This window comes from Streptomyces sp. NPDC111520, assembly GCF_055635295.1.
This window is the reverse complement of the sequence record NZ_JBVKBW010000006.1, coordinates 577,245-589,979: the sequence shown is the minus strand read 5'-3', so window position 1 is coordinate 589,979 and position 12,735 is coordinate 577,245. Positions and strand designations below refer to the sequence as shown.

Annotated in this window: 18 protein-coding genes; 11 read left to right on the top strand and 7 right to left on the bottom strand. The window is 72.9% G+C overall.

From position 1 onward, the window contains the following. Positions 1-91 precede the first annotated feature (91 nt). Together ACZ7MY_RS17575 and ACZ7MY_RS17570 are read right to left on the bottom strand one after the other, a co-directional pair. The gene (locus tag ACZ7MY_RS17575; RefSeq protein WP_499602730.1) at positions 92-1,396 is read right to left on the bottom strand and encodes an RNA polymerase sigma factor; all 1,305 of its coding nucleotides are present in this window, start codon (positions 1,394-1,396) and stop codon (positions 92-94) included. 51 nt (positions 1,397-1,447) lie between these two features. Continuing rightward, complete coding sequence (locus ACZ7MY_RS17570) at positions 1,448-1,813, bottom strand: YciI family protein (protein WP_499602729.1); 366 nt, start codon at positions 1,811-1,813, stop codon at positions 1,448-1,450. A gap of 268 nt (positions 1,814-2,081) precedes the next feature. Between ACZ7MY_RS17570 and ACZ7MY_RS17565 the strand changes: the two genes are divergently transcribed. After that, positions 2,082-3,458, top strand: coding sequence for a polysialyltransferase family glycosyltransferase (locus ACZ7MY_RS17565; RefSeq protein WP_499602764.1), 1,377 nt, complete (start codon positions 2,082-2,084; stop codon positions 3,456-3,458). Positions 3,459-3,474: 16 nt separating this feature from the next. Here ACZ7MY_RS17565 and ACZ7MY_RS17560 read toward each other — a convergent pair whose 3' ends face one another. Further along, entirely contained in the window at positions 3,475-3,951 is a 477-nt protein-coding gene (locus ACZ7MY_RS17560) for a hypothetical protein (protein ID WP_499602728.1), read from the bottom strand. 619 nt (positions 3,952-4,570) lie between these two features. Between ACZ7MY_RS17560 and ACZ7MY_RS17555 the strand changes: the two genes are divergently transcribed. Both ACZ7MY_RS17555 and ACZ7MY_RS17550 read left to right on the top strand, forming a co-directional pair. Then, positions 4,571-4,972 (top strand): helix-turn-helix domain-containing protein, encoded by a 402-nt coding sequence (locus tag ACZ7MY_RS17555; protein WP_499602726.1) that lies wholly within the window; start codon positions 4,571-4,573, stop codon positions 4,970-4,972. A 284-nt stretch (positions 4,973-5,256) separates the two neighbouring features. Next, the gene (locus tag ACZ7MY_RS17550) at positions 5,257-5,517 is read left to right on the top strand and encodes a hypothetical protein (RefSeq protein ID WP_499602723.1); all 261 of its coding nucleotides are present in this window, start codon (positions 5,257-5,259) and stop codon (positions 5,515-5,517) included. 91 nt (positions 5,518-5,608) lie between these two features. On the opposite strand, the gene ACZ7MY_RS17545 is transcribed toward ACZ7MY_RS17550, so the two are convergent. After that, positions 5,609-5,959, bottom strand: a complete 351-nt coding sequence (locus ACZ7MY_RS17545) for a hypothetical protein (protein WP_499602724.1) — start codon at positions 5,957-5,959, stop codon at positions 5,609-5,611. 297 nt (positions 5,960-6,256) lie between these two features. Further along, positions 6,257-6,517, bottom strand: a complete 261-nt coding sequence (locus ACZ7MY_RS17540; protein ID WP_499602723.1) for a hypothetical protein — start codon at positions 6,515-6,517, stop codon at positions 6,257-6,259. A gap of 361 nt (positions 6,518-6,878) precedes the next feature. Between ACZ7MY_RS17540 and ACZ7MY_RS17535 the strand changes: the two genes are divergently transcribed. The 8 genes from ACZ7MY_RS17535 to ACZ7MY_RS17500 all read left to right on the top strand — a co-directional run bounded on the left by ACZ7MY_RS17535 (position 6,879) and on the right by ACZ7MY_RS17500 (position 11,550). Further along, complete coding sequence (locus ACZ7MY_RS17535; RefSeq protein ID WP_018563645.1) at positions 6,879-7,094, top strand: hypothetical protein; 216 nt, start codon at positions 6,879-6,881, stop codon at positions 7,092-7,094. Positions 7,095-7,138: 44 nt separating this feature from the next. After that, complete coding sequence (locus ACZ7MY_RS17530; RefSeq protein WP_431969350.1) at positions 7,139-7,351, top strand: hypothetical protein; 213 nt, start codon at positions 7,139-7,141, stop codon at positions 7,349-7,351. A gap of 130 nt (positions 7,352-7,481) precedes the next feature. Next, the gene (locus ACZ7MY_RS17525) at positions 7,482-9,254 is read left to right on the top strand and encodes a zinc metalloprotease (RefSeq protein ID WP_499602722.1); all 1,773 of its coding nucleotides are present in this window, start codon (positions 7,482-7,484) and stop codon (positions 9,252-9,254) included. A gap of 59 nt (positions 9,255-9,313) precedes the next feature. Next, positions 9,314-10,000 (top strand): hypothetical protein, encoded by a 687-nt coding sequence (locus tag ACZ7MY_RS17520; protein ID WP_499602721.1) that lies wholly within the window; start codon positions 9,314-9,316, stop codon positions 9,998-10,000. A gap of 100 nt (positions 10,001-10,100) precedes the next feature. Continuing rightward, on the top strand, positions 10,101-10,400 hold the full coding sequence (locus ACZ7MY_RS17515) for a transposase (protein ID WP_499602720.1): 300 nt from the start codon (positions 10,101-10,103) through the stop codon (positions 10,398-10,400). Beyond that, positions 10,400-11,083: an IS3 family transposase gene (locus ACZ7MY_RS17510; protein ID WP_499602719.1), complete on the top strand. Its 684-nt coding sequence runs from the start codon at positions 10,400-10,402 to the stop codon at positions 11,081-11,083. The genes ACZ7MY_RS17515 and ACZ7MY_RS17510 overlap by 1 nt, the downstream gene beginning before the upstream one ends. Beyond that, positions 11,080-11,325 (top strand): hypothetical protein, encoded by a 246-nt coding sequence (locus tag ACZ7MY_RS17505; RefSeq protein WP_499602718.1) that lies wholly within the window; start codon positions 11,080-11,082, stop codon positions 11,323-11,325. Before ACZ7MY_RS17510 ends, ACZ7MY_RS17505 begins: the two co-directional genes overlap by 4 nt. Continuing rightward, positions 11,326-11,550, top strand: a complete 225-nt coding sequence (locus tag ACZ7MY_RS17500) for a hypothetical protein (protein WP_499602716.1) — start codon at positions 11,326-11,328, stop codon at positions 11,548-11,550. On the opposite strand, the gene ACZ7MY_RS17495 is transcribed toward ACZ7MY_RS17500, so the two are convergent. Together ACZ7MY_RS17495 and sodN are read right to left on the bottom strand one after the other, a co-directional pair. Beyond that, positions 11,545-11,919 (bottom strand): helix-turn-helix domain-containing protein, encoded by a 375-nt coding sequence (locus ACZ7MY_RS17495; protein ID WP_499602715.1) that lies wholly within the window; start codon positions 11,917-11,919, stop codon positions 11,545-11,547. The two genes, ACZ7MY_RS17500 and ACZ7MY_RS17495, sit on opposite strands and share 6 nt — an antisense overlap. A 397-nt stretch (positions 11,920-12,316) precedes the next feature. After that, a complete protein-coding gene (gene sodN, locus ACZ7MY_RS17490) occupies positions 12,317-12,712 on the bottom strand; it encodes a superoxide dismutase, Ni (protein ID WP_018563636.1) in 396 nt (131 codons plus the stop codon). Positions 12,713-12,735 lie beyond the last annotated feature (23 nt).

The following is a 12,735-nucleotide window of genomic DNA, read 5'->3' as shown; positions in this document are numbered from 1 at the left end:
TCCTCCACACCTACAACCACCACCGCTGCCACACCGCACTCGGAGGCAAGCCCCCGATCAGCCGCGTCAACAACGCTGCGGGTCAATACAGCTAGCCGTCCCCGGCCGCCAGGCTCGCCCTTGCGGCGCGTTCCACCAGCAGGGCGCGTTCGCGCTCGTTGCGGGTCAGGGTGGCGGCGCGCAGGAACTCCTCACGCGCCTCGGCGTGCCGGCCGAGCCGTTCCAGCAGGTCACCGCGGACGCTCGGCAGCAGGTGGTAGCCGCGCAGCGACGGCTCGCCGGTGAGCCGGTCCACGAGCGCGAGCCCCTCCTCCGGCCCGTACGCCATGGTGACGGCGACCGCCCGGTTGAGCTCCACCACCGGGGTGGGCGTGCGCCGGGCCAGGGCGGCGTAGAGCTCCGCGATCCGCGGCCAGTCCGTGTCCCGCGCGTGCGGCGCGCGGGCGTGGCAGGCGGCGATGGCGGCCTGCAGCGTGTACGGGCCCGGCGGGCCGCCCGCCGCCTCGGCGCGGGCCAGGGCCGCGAAGCCGCGCCGGATCAGCAACTGGTCCCAGCGCCGCCGGTCCTGGTCGGCGAGCAGGACCGGCTGCCCGTCCGGGCCGGTGCGGGCCGCCGCGCGCGACGCCTGGATCTCCAGCAGCGCGGCCAGTCCGTGCGCCTCCGGCTCCATGGGCATCAGCCCCGCCAGCACCCTGGCCAGGCGCAGCGCGTCCTCGCACAGCGCGGGGCGCATCCAGTCGTCGCCCGTGGTCGCCGAGTAGCCCTCGTTGAAGACCAGGTAGATGACCTCCAGGACGGAGGAGAGCCGTTCGACCCGCTCGGGCCCGTGCGGCTGCTCGAAGGGCACGTCCGCCTTCGCCAGCGTCCGCTTCGCCCGGACGACGCGCTGGGCGACGGTCGCCTCCGGCACCAGGTAGGCGCGGGCGATCTCCGCGGTCGTCAGACCGCCGAGCAGCCGCAGCGTGAGCGCCACGCGGGCCTCGGTGGACAGCACCGGGTGGCAGGCGGTGAAGACCAGCCGCAGCAGGTCGTCCTCGATGTCGCCGTCGGCGGACGCCTCCGCCGCCGCGAAGTCCGGCTCGTACGCGAGGCCGCCCTCCAGGGAGTGGCCCAGCTCCTGGAGCTTGCGGGCGAAGACCTCCCGGCGGCGGACGAGGTCGATCGCGCGGTGCTTCGCCGTGGCCGTCAGCCAGGCGCCGGGGTTGTCCGGGACACCGTCCCCCGGCCACTGCTCCAGGGCCGCGACCAGGGCGTCCTGGGCGAGTTCCTCGGCGACGCCGATGTCGCGCACGATCCGCGCGACACCGGCGATCACCCGGGCCGACTCGATCCGCCACACCGCCTCGATCGCGCGGCGGGCGTCATCGGTACCTGGAGCCGAGGCCGTCACAGCCACCCATCACAGCAGCACCTCCCGGGGAGGGCAACCGGCGGCCGGCCGCGGCGCTCAGGAGAGCTCCGGGGCCTCCTCGACCTGCCGCAGCTCGCAGGTGATCTCCCAGGCGTCGCCGTGGATCTGCAGGAAGCGCTTGGTCCACTCCACGGCCTCCTCCTTCGACTTCGCCTGGACGATCGCGTAGCCGCCGATGAACTCCTTGGACTCGGTGAAGGGCCCGTCGATCACCGACAGCTTCCCGTGGTCCCAGTGCAGCCGCGTCCCCTCGGAGGTGGGCCGCAGACCCGCCGTGTCCAGCAGCACACCGGCCTTGGACATCTCCTCGATGAGCCGGCCCATCTCCTCCATCAGCCGCTCGTCGGGGCCGCCCTCGGGGACGTTGTCCTCGTTGATCCGGATCAGGGACATGAAACGCATGGCGTTCTCCTTCTTCGTGCGACGGCGGGATCCTTCCCCGCTCCTGCCTACGCGTCGAACGGGCGGCGCGCGGATCGACACGTCGGCGGACGTTCTTTCCGCGGACCCTTCCGGGCCGGATCCGGGCCGCCGCTCACTCGGACCGGTGATATCCGGCGTCCTGGCTTGGACCGGGAGGAACCGGTCCGTGATGCTGATGCACGAGCGGCAGCGCCGCGCCCCGGACCGGAAGCCGCGCCGGGCGCGCGGTGACACGAAGGACGAGTGGATGACCCAGATCTTCTTCGCCGCCACCCCCTACGCGGCGGCGACCGTCACGGCGGCCATCCGGGCGGGGTTGTTCGGACCCCGTGGGGGGCGCCGCCGCCTCCTCGTGGTGAGCGACGTCTCGGCCGTCCCCGAGCTCGCCACGCCCCTCGACCGTACGCCGGGCTTCGCGGCCCTGCGTCCGGAGTTCGACGCCGTGCGTTCCTGGAACGCCACCATCGCCCCGCACCACCCGGCGGACTGGGCACCCCGCGAGGAGGACCTGACCCTGTGGGAGCGGGCGCTACGGCTCGCCTGGGACCTGGGCGACGGACCCGTGGAGATCGTCTGCGAGGCGCCGGACGCCCCGCCGGCCCGCTCGGTCGCCGAGGTCTTCGCCGAGAGCCCGGTCCATGTGTACGACCCGGGTCCGAGGGGCTACGGCCCGACCGCCGACCGGCTTCCCGCGGGCCTGAGTTGCCGCATCGTGCGGCTGCTCCACGTCGACCTGCTGCCGGGGCTGCGCCCGTTGCTGCTCGCCGAGCACGCGGTGGAGCCCGTGGCCGTCCCCCGGGACGTCCTGCTGCGCACGCTGGAGGGGATGGCCGACCTCGTCCCGCCGGTTCCCGGGCGGCACACCGCGCTCCTGCTCGGCGAGCACCTGACCGCGAGCGGCCTCGTCGACGAGCGGGAGGAGGCCGGGCTGCACGCGCGGATGCTCCGCGGCGCGGTGGCGGCCGGACACACCTCGCTGCTGTACGCCCCCGGCCCCGGCGCGCCCGAGGACCTGACGCACGCGCTGGGCAAGGCCGCCGCCGGGCTCGGTGTGGAACTGGCCGTGCTGGACGGCCCCGTCGCGGCCGAGGTCCTCCTGGCGCGGTTCCGTCCCGCGCTGGTCGTCGGGTGCTCCTCCGCCGCCCTGGTCACCGCCGCGGCCCTGCACGGCATCCCCGCCGCCCGCGTCGGCACCGGGCCGCTGCTGGACCGGATCGCCCCGTACGAGAACGCCGACCGGGTCCCGCTCACCCTCGTCGACGCCGCCCTCCCCGACCTGGAGCGGGACACCGCACTCGTCGGCCGGCCCCCGGCCCTCACCGGGGAGGCGGTGGAGGCGACCCTGGCCCCGCTGCTGCGGACCGTGGGCTACTGCATGCAGGCGCGTCTGCACCCGGCGCTGCGCCCGGAGGCCGAGGAATGGCTTCGCCGTCATCTGCCGGACCACGCGCGGTACTTCAAGCGGCGCCGGCTCACCAGCCTGCGGCTGCCCGGGGGCAGCCCGGTCCGTGCCGAGGCCCTGCGCCGTCATCCCGCCGTGCGCCGGATGGTGCGCGGCGCACGTGCGGTACGCGCCGTGAGCGTCGTGCGTGCCGTACGCGCCGGGCGGGCGCTGCGGGCGTGAACGGGACGCAGGCGTCTCACAGGGGCGCGGCGACGCGCGGCAGGAAGCGGGCGCCGGCGGTCAGCGCCTCCAGGCAGGCGATGTAGAGACATGCCGGCGGGGTGAGCCGGACGCCGCCCCTGGAGCAGATCCACAGGGCCGGGTGCTGGGCCGGCCGCCGCGGGTCGGCCGCGGCGAGCCACGCTCCCCGGGTGAGCAGGCGCAGCCCGAGCGGGGACCAGACGTCCCCCGCGAGCGGCGGCACGAGGAAGTACAGGTGGCCGCAGCGCCGGTCCCACATGACCGGCCCGACGGGCGCGGTGCCGTCCTGGAGCCGGGCGAGGACGTCGTGGCCCGGCCGTTCGGGAATCCTGACGGCGTCCCAGCGGTGGCCGGCCGGCAGCAGCGTCACCCTGTTCCTGGCGCGCGCCCACTCCTCGAGGTGGCGCCGCGGCCCGTCGGCCCCTCGAGCGAGCCATGCCGCGAGGGCGGGCCCGCAGAATTCGTCGCACATACCACTCCCGGGTTCTGCGGCAAGTGATCAGCGTGCGGACGGCGTCCGGCCGGGGAGAGCCGGCGAAGGATGCATATATCTGCTGTCGGCATGTGCGGAGAGCAAAGCCCATGACGTTGAATCACTTGATCGGATGGGGCAAAAGCGGCCAGTTTTGGGCAACTGCGTTTCGGGGGCGTTGATCACCTCTAGATTCCGTCCGACGTGACCGCCGCCGGGCGTGACGCACCGCGCCCCGGAGCGTTGAAGGTACGGGTTTCGGAGGAGGGAGGGCAGTTTTGGCGACGCCGGAGAAAACCGCCCGGGGAAGCGCGGAATCGCCGTCGGGATTCCGGGTGGCGGACCGCCTTCGCGGGCGAGCCCGGTGGGGCGGTTGGGCGGAGGCGGGTCCGCGCCGCGTCGTCCATAGTCATTGGACGAGACGTCTGATGACATTGGACGCTAGCCCCTGGCCCGCCCCGCGGCAAGCACTTCGCGGCAGTTCGGTCCGGCCGGCCTGGCAGGCCTGGGCGAAGGTGCAGGTGAGGGGGTGCGGGTCCGGGTCGGGCGGGTGGCACCGCTGTAGACTCGATCTCACTCGGACGGGTCAACCGACGTGCTAGCAGGAAGAATCCATCCCGTGGTGAACGCACTGCAGGAACTGATCAAGCGCCGGCTGGAGCAGCGGGGCTGGTCGTACGGTGAGGTGGCGCGGCGTGGTGGTGTCCCGCGGTCGACGGTGCATCACCTGGCGACGACCGCGCGGGTGACCCGGATGCCGCAGCAGTCCACGCTGGAGGGCCTCTCCCGCGGCCTGGAACTGCCGTTGGACGCGGTGCGCCGGGCCGCGGCCGAGGCCTGCGGCATCCACCTGTACGTCGAGGACGGCGCCGGCGCGACCACCGACCCCGAGGTCGCCACCCTCATCGCCAGCGTGCAGCAGCTCTCCGAAGCCGACCGCCGGCACGTCGCCGCCCTCGTCGAATCCCTCCTCCGCAGCTCCGCGGAGTCCCGGTCGCAGGCCGGTCCGGAGTCCGGCTGACCCTTCGGGGCGCACGCCGGCGCAGGGAACATCGCAACGCCAATCGCCGCCCGCCGTCTACTGCGGATGGCCCGGTCCGTCTCGTGCAGCAGGGTGCTGATTTGGCCGTTGCCGCCGTCCGCTGACCGGGACCCGGCGTTCGCTTGGCCATGCCCATGCCGTGCCTGACGGGGCGTGTGGTGGTGAAGCAACCCAGAACGGACAAAGAGCGGCGAGCGCGGGGATATTCTCTCCAGTCTCGGGACGAGTTCGCGGACCCGAAGCCTCCGGTGAGAGGGGTGCACGTGCTTGTCGTTCAAGGGGCGACCGCCACCGCCGTCGTCCGCCACCGGACCGGAGAGCCGGTGGTCCTGCTTTCCGGCGAACTCCCCGCGGTCCTCACTCCGGCCGCCCTGAACGAACTGCTGAATCTGGCGGCCGCCGTCCTCACGGCCGAGGAGACCGCCCTCTTCCGCAGTTGCCTGACCGCACTGCGTTGCGGGGAGAAACTCCAGGAACGCCGTATCGAGGTCAGCGGCGCCGTCCTCACCGTCTACAGCAGTTGAGCGACCGGCCGGGCGGGCGGAACGGAATGCGCACAGGGGTGGGCCCCCGGGAAAGTCCCCTTCCCGGGGGCCCACGTCACGGGTGGCCGGTTCAGTAGCGGCAGTCGCAGTCCCGGTCCAGCCGGTAGCGGTCGAACCCGAAGCGGTCGTACCGCTGGTGGGTGAAGCCGCGCCCGTGGCCGTGGCCCCGGCCGCGGTCCCAGCGGTCGTCCCACCTGCCGTACCCCCACAGGCGTGGCCCGCAGCGACCGCGGTCCCCGCCCCAACGGCCGTGGTCCCCGCCCCAGCGGCCGTGGTCCCCGCCCCATTGGCCGTGCCCGGCGCTCCGGTAGGCGCCGGACGCGGAAAGGGACGGGGTGGCCGACGCCGCCGTCGTCATGGGGACCGCCAGGGCCACCGTGGCCAGTGCTGCCGTTGCGGCAGCGCGAACGAATTTTCTCACCGCATTTCTCCTCAAACTCGGTGAATTGCCGGATGGCCCGCCAGACGTTACTCGGGACTCGTGCCGCATTCATTCCGCCGAACGGGGTCGGGCGTCCGAACGGGCGACGGCCCGTCCTGTCCCCGGATTCCGGCCAAAACCCCTCCTGAGCTTTGCCGGTCGCTATTCGCCGAGCCTCCGCGGTGGGCCCCGGAAACACTCTCCAGGGTGATCCGCATCCGGCATGTCGCCCTCGGGGACGGGCTTTTGAAAACGCCCCGGAAAATGCAATCCAAAATAGCCGGAATTCGGTTCGGATCAGCTGCTGTAGACGGTGAGGACGGCGCCGCTGACCTCGATACGGCGTTCCTGGAGTTTCTCCCCGCAACGCAGTGCGGTCAGGCAACTGCGGAAGAGGGCGGTCTCCTCGGCCGTGAGGACGGCGGCCGCCAGATTCAGCAGTTCGTTCAGGGCGGCCGGAGTGAGGACCGCGGGGAGTTCGCCGGAAAGCAGGACCACCGGCTCTCCGGTCCGGTGGCGGACGACGGCGGTGGCGGTCGCCCCTTGAACGACAAGCACGTGCACCCCTCTCACCGGAGGCCTGGTGGGCCCAAGCACCTCGGGGATCGAGAGGATAGCCACCGGTTCGTCGTGCTTCGCCCCCTCTGCCGGGACTTCCCCACATCGGGCAGGGGGCGGATTGACCCGTTCGAGTGACATCCGGTGGTCGGGCCCGATCGTCCGGAACGCCCCTGCCGGCGCTCCCACCTGCCTCTTCCCTTGCCCTGACGCCTTGTTGACGGACGGTCATGGCTCCGAGTCGCTTGCCGGGGCCGTGGTGCCCGGCTACTGTCCAACGCCGTCAGACAGATCGTCCGGTGTGGATGGACGGGCCCTGTGGCCCGGTCCGCGTCCGCACCCCTCGTCCGAAGGATCCCCCATGCTCGACATGCGTGAGCTGGACACCGAGTCCGCGGAGCTGCTGCCCGGCCGCGAGGCCCTGGGCAAGCTCAAGTTCAGCTTCGTCAAGACCACGCACGTGACCAAGCACGTGGCCCACGTCGACGCCCACAACGAGTCGCTCGCGGCCAACGAGTGGTCGCCGTACGCGGTCGCCCAGTCGCAGGCCACCCAGGCCATCAACATCCGCCAGTAGTCCGCGGCCCACCTCCTTCCGCATACCGAGAAAGGTATCCCCCCATGAACATGGACCAGCTCGACGCCGAGTCCGCGGAGCTGCTGCCGGGCCGCGAGGCCCTGGGCAAGCTGAAGTTCAGCTTCGTCAAGACCACGCACGTGACCAAGAACATCGCGCACGTCGACGCCCACAACGAGTCGCTCGCGGCGAACCAGTTCTCCCCGTTCGCGGTCGCCCAGTCCGAGGCCGTCCAGGCCATCAACATCCGCCAGTAACAACACCCGTACGTGTGCGGACCGCGCCCGTCGTGGCGCGGTCCGTCTCGGGAGGAAGAGCAGGACGGTGACGGAAAGTCACATTGCTCACGGCCCCGGCCCCACGGGGACGGCGGTGTACGGCGCGGACGTGACGGAACCCCCCTGCGACACGGGTTTCCCCGTCCCGCGGCTGGGCGCGGGCCTGCAACTTCTCGGCGAGTACAAGGGATCGGGGACCACCGAGCCCCGGTACATCGTCCGCCGGGGGGACGGGCAGGTCGTCCAGCTGAGCCGGCTGCTGTACCTGGTCGCCCGCGCCATCGACGGGCGGCGCGACACCGAGGCCATCTCGCACCGGGTGAGCGGGCGCTTCGGCCGCGAGGTCAGCGCCGAGAACGTGCGCTACCTGATCGAGAACAAGCTCCAGCCGCTGGGCGTCACCGTCCCCTTCGGGCAGGAGGACGACGAGGTCACCGGGCCCACCGCGGACCTCCTGCTCGTCCTCAAGGGCCACCGGGTCATCTTCCGCGAACGGCAGGTCGCCCGGATCGCCCGCTCCCTGGCCTGGTTGCACCGCCCGCTGGTGGTGGCCCTGGTGCTCGGGACCGCGGTCGCCATGGAGATCTGGCTGTTCGCGCTGCACGGGGCGATGACACCGGTGCTCCAGGTGCTGGAACAGCCCGTGCTGATGCTGGTGGTGTTCGCGCTCACCGTGGCCTCGCTCGTCTTCCACGAGTTCGGGCACGCCTCCGCCTGCCGCTACGGCGGGGCCCGCCCCGGCGCCATCGGCTGCGGCATCTTCCTGATCTGGCCGTCGATGTACACCGACGTCACCGACGTCTACCGGATCGGCCGGGGCGGGCGCATGCGCACCGACCTCGGCGGCGTCTACTTCAACGTCGTCTTCATACTGGCCCTGGCCGGCGGCTACTTCGCCACCGGGCAGTCCTTCTTCCTCGCCGCCGTCTACCTGGCCCACTTCGAGATCATCGAGCAGCTCATGCCGGCCGTCCGGCTGGACGGCTACTACATCCTCGGTGACCTCGCCGGCGTCCCCGACATCTTCGGCAAGATCAAGCCGATCCTGCGCAGCATGCTGCCGGGCCGCCCGGTGCCCCCCGAGGTCTCCGACCTCAAGCGCTCCGCCCGGATCATCGTCACCACCTGGGTGCTGACCATGGTGCCGCTGCTGCTGGCCGAACTCGGCTACGTGCTGTGGAACCTGCCGCGCCTGCTCGAGACGAGCCTGCGGTCGCTGGTCGAGCAACTCACCGGGACCGGCTCCGCCTTCGCGGAGGGCCAGTTCGCCGCCGGGACGGTCGGCGTCATCGGCAGTCTCATGCTGGTCTTCCCCCTGGCCGGCGCCGCGTACCTGTCGGTGCGTCTGGGGGGCCGGCTCGTCCGCCACGTCGTCCGCGCCACGGAGGGGAATCTCCGGCTGAGGCTCCTCATCGGCGGGGTCACGCTGGCCGGAGCTGCGGCGCTGTGCGCCGCGTGGGTGGGCGGGGTGACCCCCAAGCCGCTGCCTCCGCAGCCGCCGATCGCCCCCATCCTGCAGCCCGGGGTGCCGGAGATCCGGCCCCTGCGCCCCGTCGCCCCCGCACCGCTGCCGAGCGTCACCACACCCCCGGTGACCGTGGCGGTGGGCGAGCCGTCGGCGACCGCGCCCTCGCCGTCGCCCTCGGAGTCCGGATCGGCCGGCGCCTCCGCCTCGGCGAGCGGCAGCCCCTCGCCCGCCACGTCGCCGAGCCCGCGCGCCTCGCGCAGCGAACCGGAGCCGAGCAGCACCCGGACCACGGCCACGGCCGGGCCGAGCCCGTCCGCGAGCTCGCCCACCGCCTCGCCCTCGGACTCCGCGTCGCCCTCGGAACCCCCCATCCCGAGCTTCACCGTGTCCTTCCCCGCGCCCCTGCCGACCTGACGCGGGCCGGCCCCACGCCCCCTTCCCCGACATCCCTTCCATCCGTACAGGAGAAGTCCGTGACGCACCGAAAGCCCCGTACCAGCACGGTGGGCCGCAAGGCCGTCCGGCTGGGCATGCTGACCACCGCCGGCCTCGCCGCCCTCGCCACCGCGGCCCCGGCCGGCGCGGCACCGGGGTCGCACATCCCCCGCAGCGTCGGCGCCGCCGTGGACGAGGCGCACACCCTCGCCAACCGGGCCCACCCGGTCCAGTACGACGAGGAGTTCTCGATCCACCGGTTCGGGCCGCTCGTCGCGGCCGCCGCGCACAACCGGGCGGTCGCCGCATCCGTCGGCTGCTCGCCCTCCCGGCCGTGCCGGTCGATCGCCCTCTCCTTCCAGATCGTCACCACCTCCGGTGTCGACCTCCGGCGGATCAACGCCACGAACATCAGCCGGGCCGTCAACCAGCACTGCACGGGATGCCAGACCTTCGCGGGCGCCTACCAGTTCATCGTGGCGACCCCGCGGCCGCTCACCCTGACCGCCCGCGACCGCGACCGGCTCGCCGACATCCGGCGCCGGGTGGCCGAGCTGAGGCGGTGCGGCGACCCGCTCGCGGAGATCGAGCGCCGCGCGGACGCGCTGGCCGCCGAGGTCAGGGCCGTCCTGGACCGGGCCGCGGCAGCGGTGCCGGCCGGAGCCGGGGCCAGTCCGCTGCGGGAGTTCCGGCCCACGGTGACCATGCACCGCCACGTCAGCTGACGCCCCCACCGCTTCCGGGCCGGGGGCACGTCCCTCACCTCCCCAAACCCCCGACGGGTCCCCGGCCCGGGACCACGACCGGCCTTTCCGGAGGCATGAAGTGCCCAGACGATATCCGCCCGAGCTGCGCCGCAAGGCCCTCGACCTGCTGGTCGCCGGCGAGCCCGTGAAGAAGGTCGCCCTGGACCTCGGCCTCGGTGACCAGACGATCTACCAGTGGCGTCGCACGCACCTGCCGCACCTCGGCAGGCCGCGGCGCCCACAGGTGGGCACCGCCGAGCTGACCGCGGCCCGCAAACGCATCACCGAACTGGAGACCGAACTCGCCGTCCACCGGCGGGTGACCGAACTGCTGCGCGATGTGGTGTCCCCAAAAGGCGATTCGAGGCCGTGCAGGTGATGGCCGGTGAGGGTCTCCCGATCCGGACCGCCACGCGCGTCCTCGGCATCTCCGAATCGGGGTACTTCACCTGGCGCGGCCGGCCCCCCTCGGCCCGTGCCGCCCGGCACCTGTGGCTGACGGACCTCATCGCCTCCATCCACGCCGCCTCGCGCGGCACCTTCGGGTACCGGCGCGTCCACGAGGAGCTCACCCTGCGGCACGGCCTGTCCCTCAGCCACGGCACCGTGGAACTGCTCATGCGGCGCGCCGGGCTCCAAGGCCGCCCCGGGGTGCCCGACCGGCTCTGGGTGACCGACGCCGTCGAACTCGCCACCGGCCAGGGCGCACTGCTCTGCGTGATCGTCCTCGACGCCCACGCCCGGCGGCTGATGGGGTGGAGCACGGGTTCCGCGCCGGCGGCGGCCGTGGCGGCGGACGCCCTGAGCAGGGCCGTACTGCAGCACTCCGTGCACCCCGGCCCCCGGCCCGAGGGGCGCTTCACCACGCTCGTCTTCACCGAACGCGCCCACGCCCGGGGACTGGCGCCCCCCACCGGCCTGGTCGCCGACCGCAACGACCACGCCGTGATCGGGGCCTTCTGGGCCCGGGCACGGACGGAACTCCTGGACCACCGCGCATGGCACAGCCGGCTCGACCTCACCACAGCCCTGTCCGACTACTTCGAGGGAATCCGCGCATGACCGTGGACCGACCGACGCCCCCGCTGCCCATCTCCTACCTGCTGCGCGCCCAGATCCGTCCCGGTCAGACCCTGCCACCCACCCAGGCGCACCAGGTCATGCTGCACTGCGCCCTCGACGCCGCCGGCGTCCCGGTCCGCCGCGACGACGCGGACGCCGTCGCCAGGATCGCCGAACTCGACTACGCCACCGTCAACGCGGTCATCGGCTGGCTGCGCGTCGTCAGACCGGCGGCGTGCTGAATGCCCGGGCCCACCTCGGCGGGGCGCCGACTGCCGCGCCTGGCGTACGGCCGCGCGCTGCTCGGTGTGCTGACGGCGCGCCGCTCCGACCGGCCGCCCGTCGAACCGATGGCGGCGCTGTGCGAGGTCGACCAGGACCGATTCCTGCGCCGCTGCCGCTCCGTGTGCGGTGCCGGCCCGCCGGGCGGCACGGTGTCCGACGGCGCGGCACCGGACCGGCTATGACGGGGTGGAGCTGCGGAGGAGGGATTCGACGAGGGCGGCGACGTGCCGGCGGTCGGCTTCGGAGAGCTGCTGGACGCTGGCGATGAGGGTGGCGACCTCGGGGTCGGTGGTCGCGCCGGTGCCGTCCTCGACGTACAGGTGGATGCCGCAGGCCTCGGCCGCGGCCCGGCGCACCGCGTCGGGCGGCAGTTCCAGGCCGCGGGAGAGGCCCTCCAGCGTGGACTGCTGCGGCATCCGGGTCACCCGCGCGGTCGTCGCCAGGTGATGCACCGTCGACCGCGGGACACCACCACGCCGCGCCACCTCACCGTACGACCAGCCCCGCTGCTCCAGCCGGCGCTTGATCAGTTCCTGCAGTGCGTTCACCACGGGATGGATTCTTCCTGCTGGCACGTCGGTCGGCCCGTCCTTGGGGGGACCGGTCCGCGGCGCCACCCGCCCGACCCGAGCCCGCACCCCGCACCTTCGCCCGGGGCCTGCCGGGAACGGTTCCGCCACGGAGGCGAGTCCATCAAGACGGGGGCGCCCACCACACGGACTTCCGCGGTTTTGCCCCCGGCCTTCCGGAGCGCGGACGTCCGCGCGCGCGGGAGCGCGGGTGACGGCTCGGGCGGCGCGCCGGTGCCCCGCGGAAGCGCCCCCCGGGCCGTCACCTTGCCTCCGGCCCGGGGGGTCCGCCTGCCGCAGGTCCGTACATACGACCGCGCCCGGTCCGCGCGGGCCCTCGTGGGGCCGTACGGACCGGGCGCGGATCGCCGACGGCAGGTCAGGCCTTCTTCGTCTCCTGGAAGATGGCGTCGATCTGGTCGATCAGGTCGAGCAGCTTCTGGCCGGTCGCCGGGTCGGTCGAGGCCTTGGCGGCGCTGCCCGCCTTCAGTGCGTCGTTGAAGAGCTGGTGCAGCTGCGGGTACTTCTCGAAGTGCGGGGCCTTGAAGTAGTCGCTCCACAGCACCGACAGGTGGTGCTTGACGAGCTCCGCGCGCTGTTCCTTGATGACGATGGCGCGGGCCCGGAAGTGCGGGTCCTCGTTGGCCTGGTACTTCTCCTGGACCGCCTTGACGGACTGCGCCTCGATGCGGGCCTGGGCCGGGTCGTAGACACCGCAGGGCAGGTCGCAGTGAGCGCTGACCTTGACCTTGGGCGCGAACAGGCGAGCGAGCATGACTGTCCTTCCTCGTGATCGTC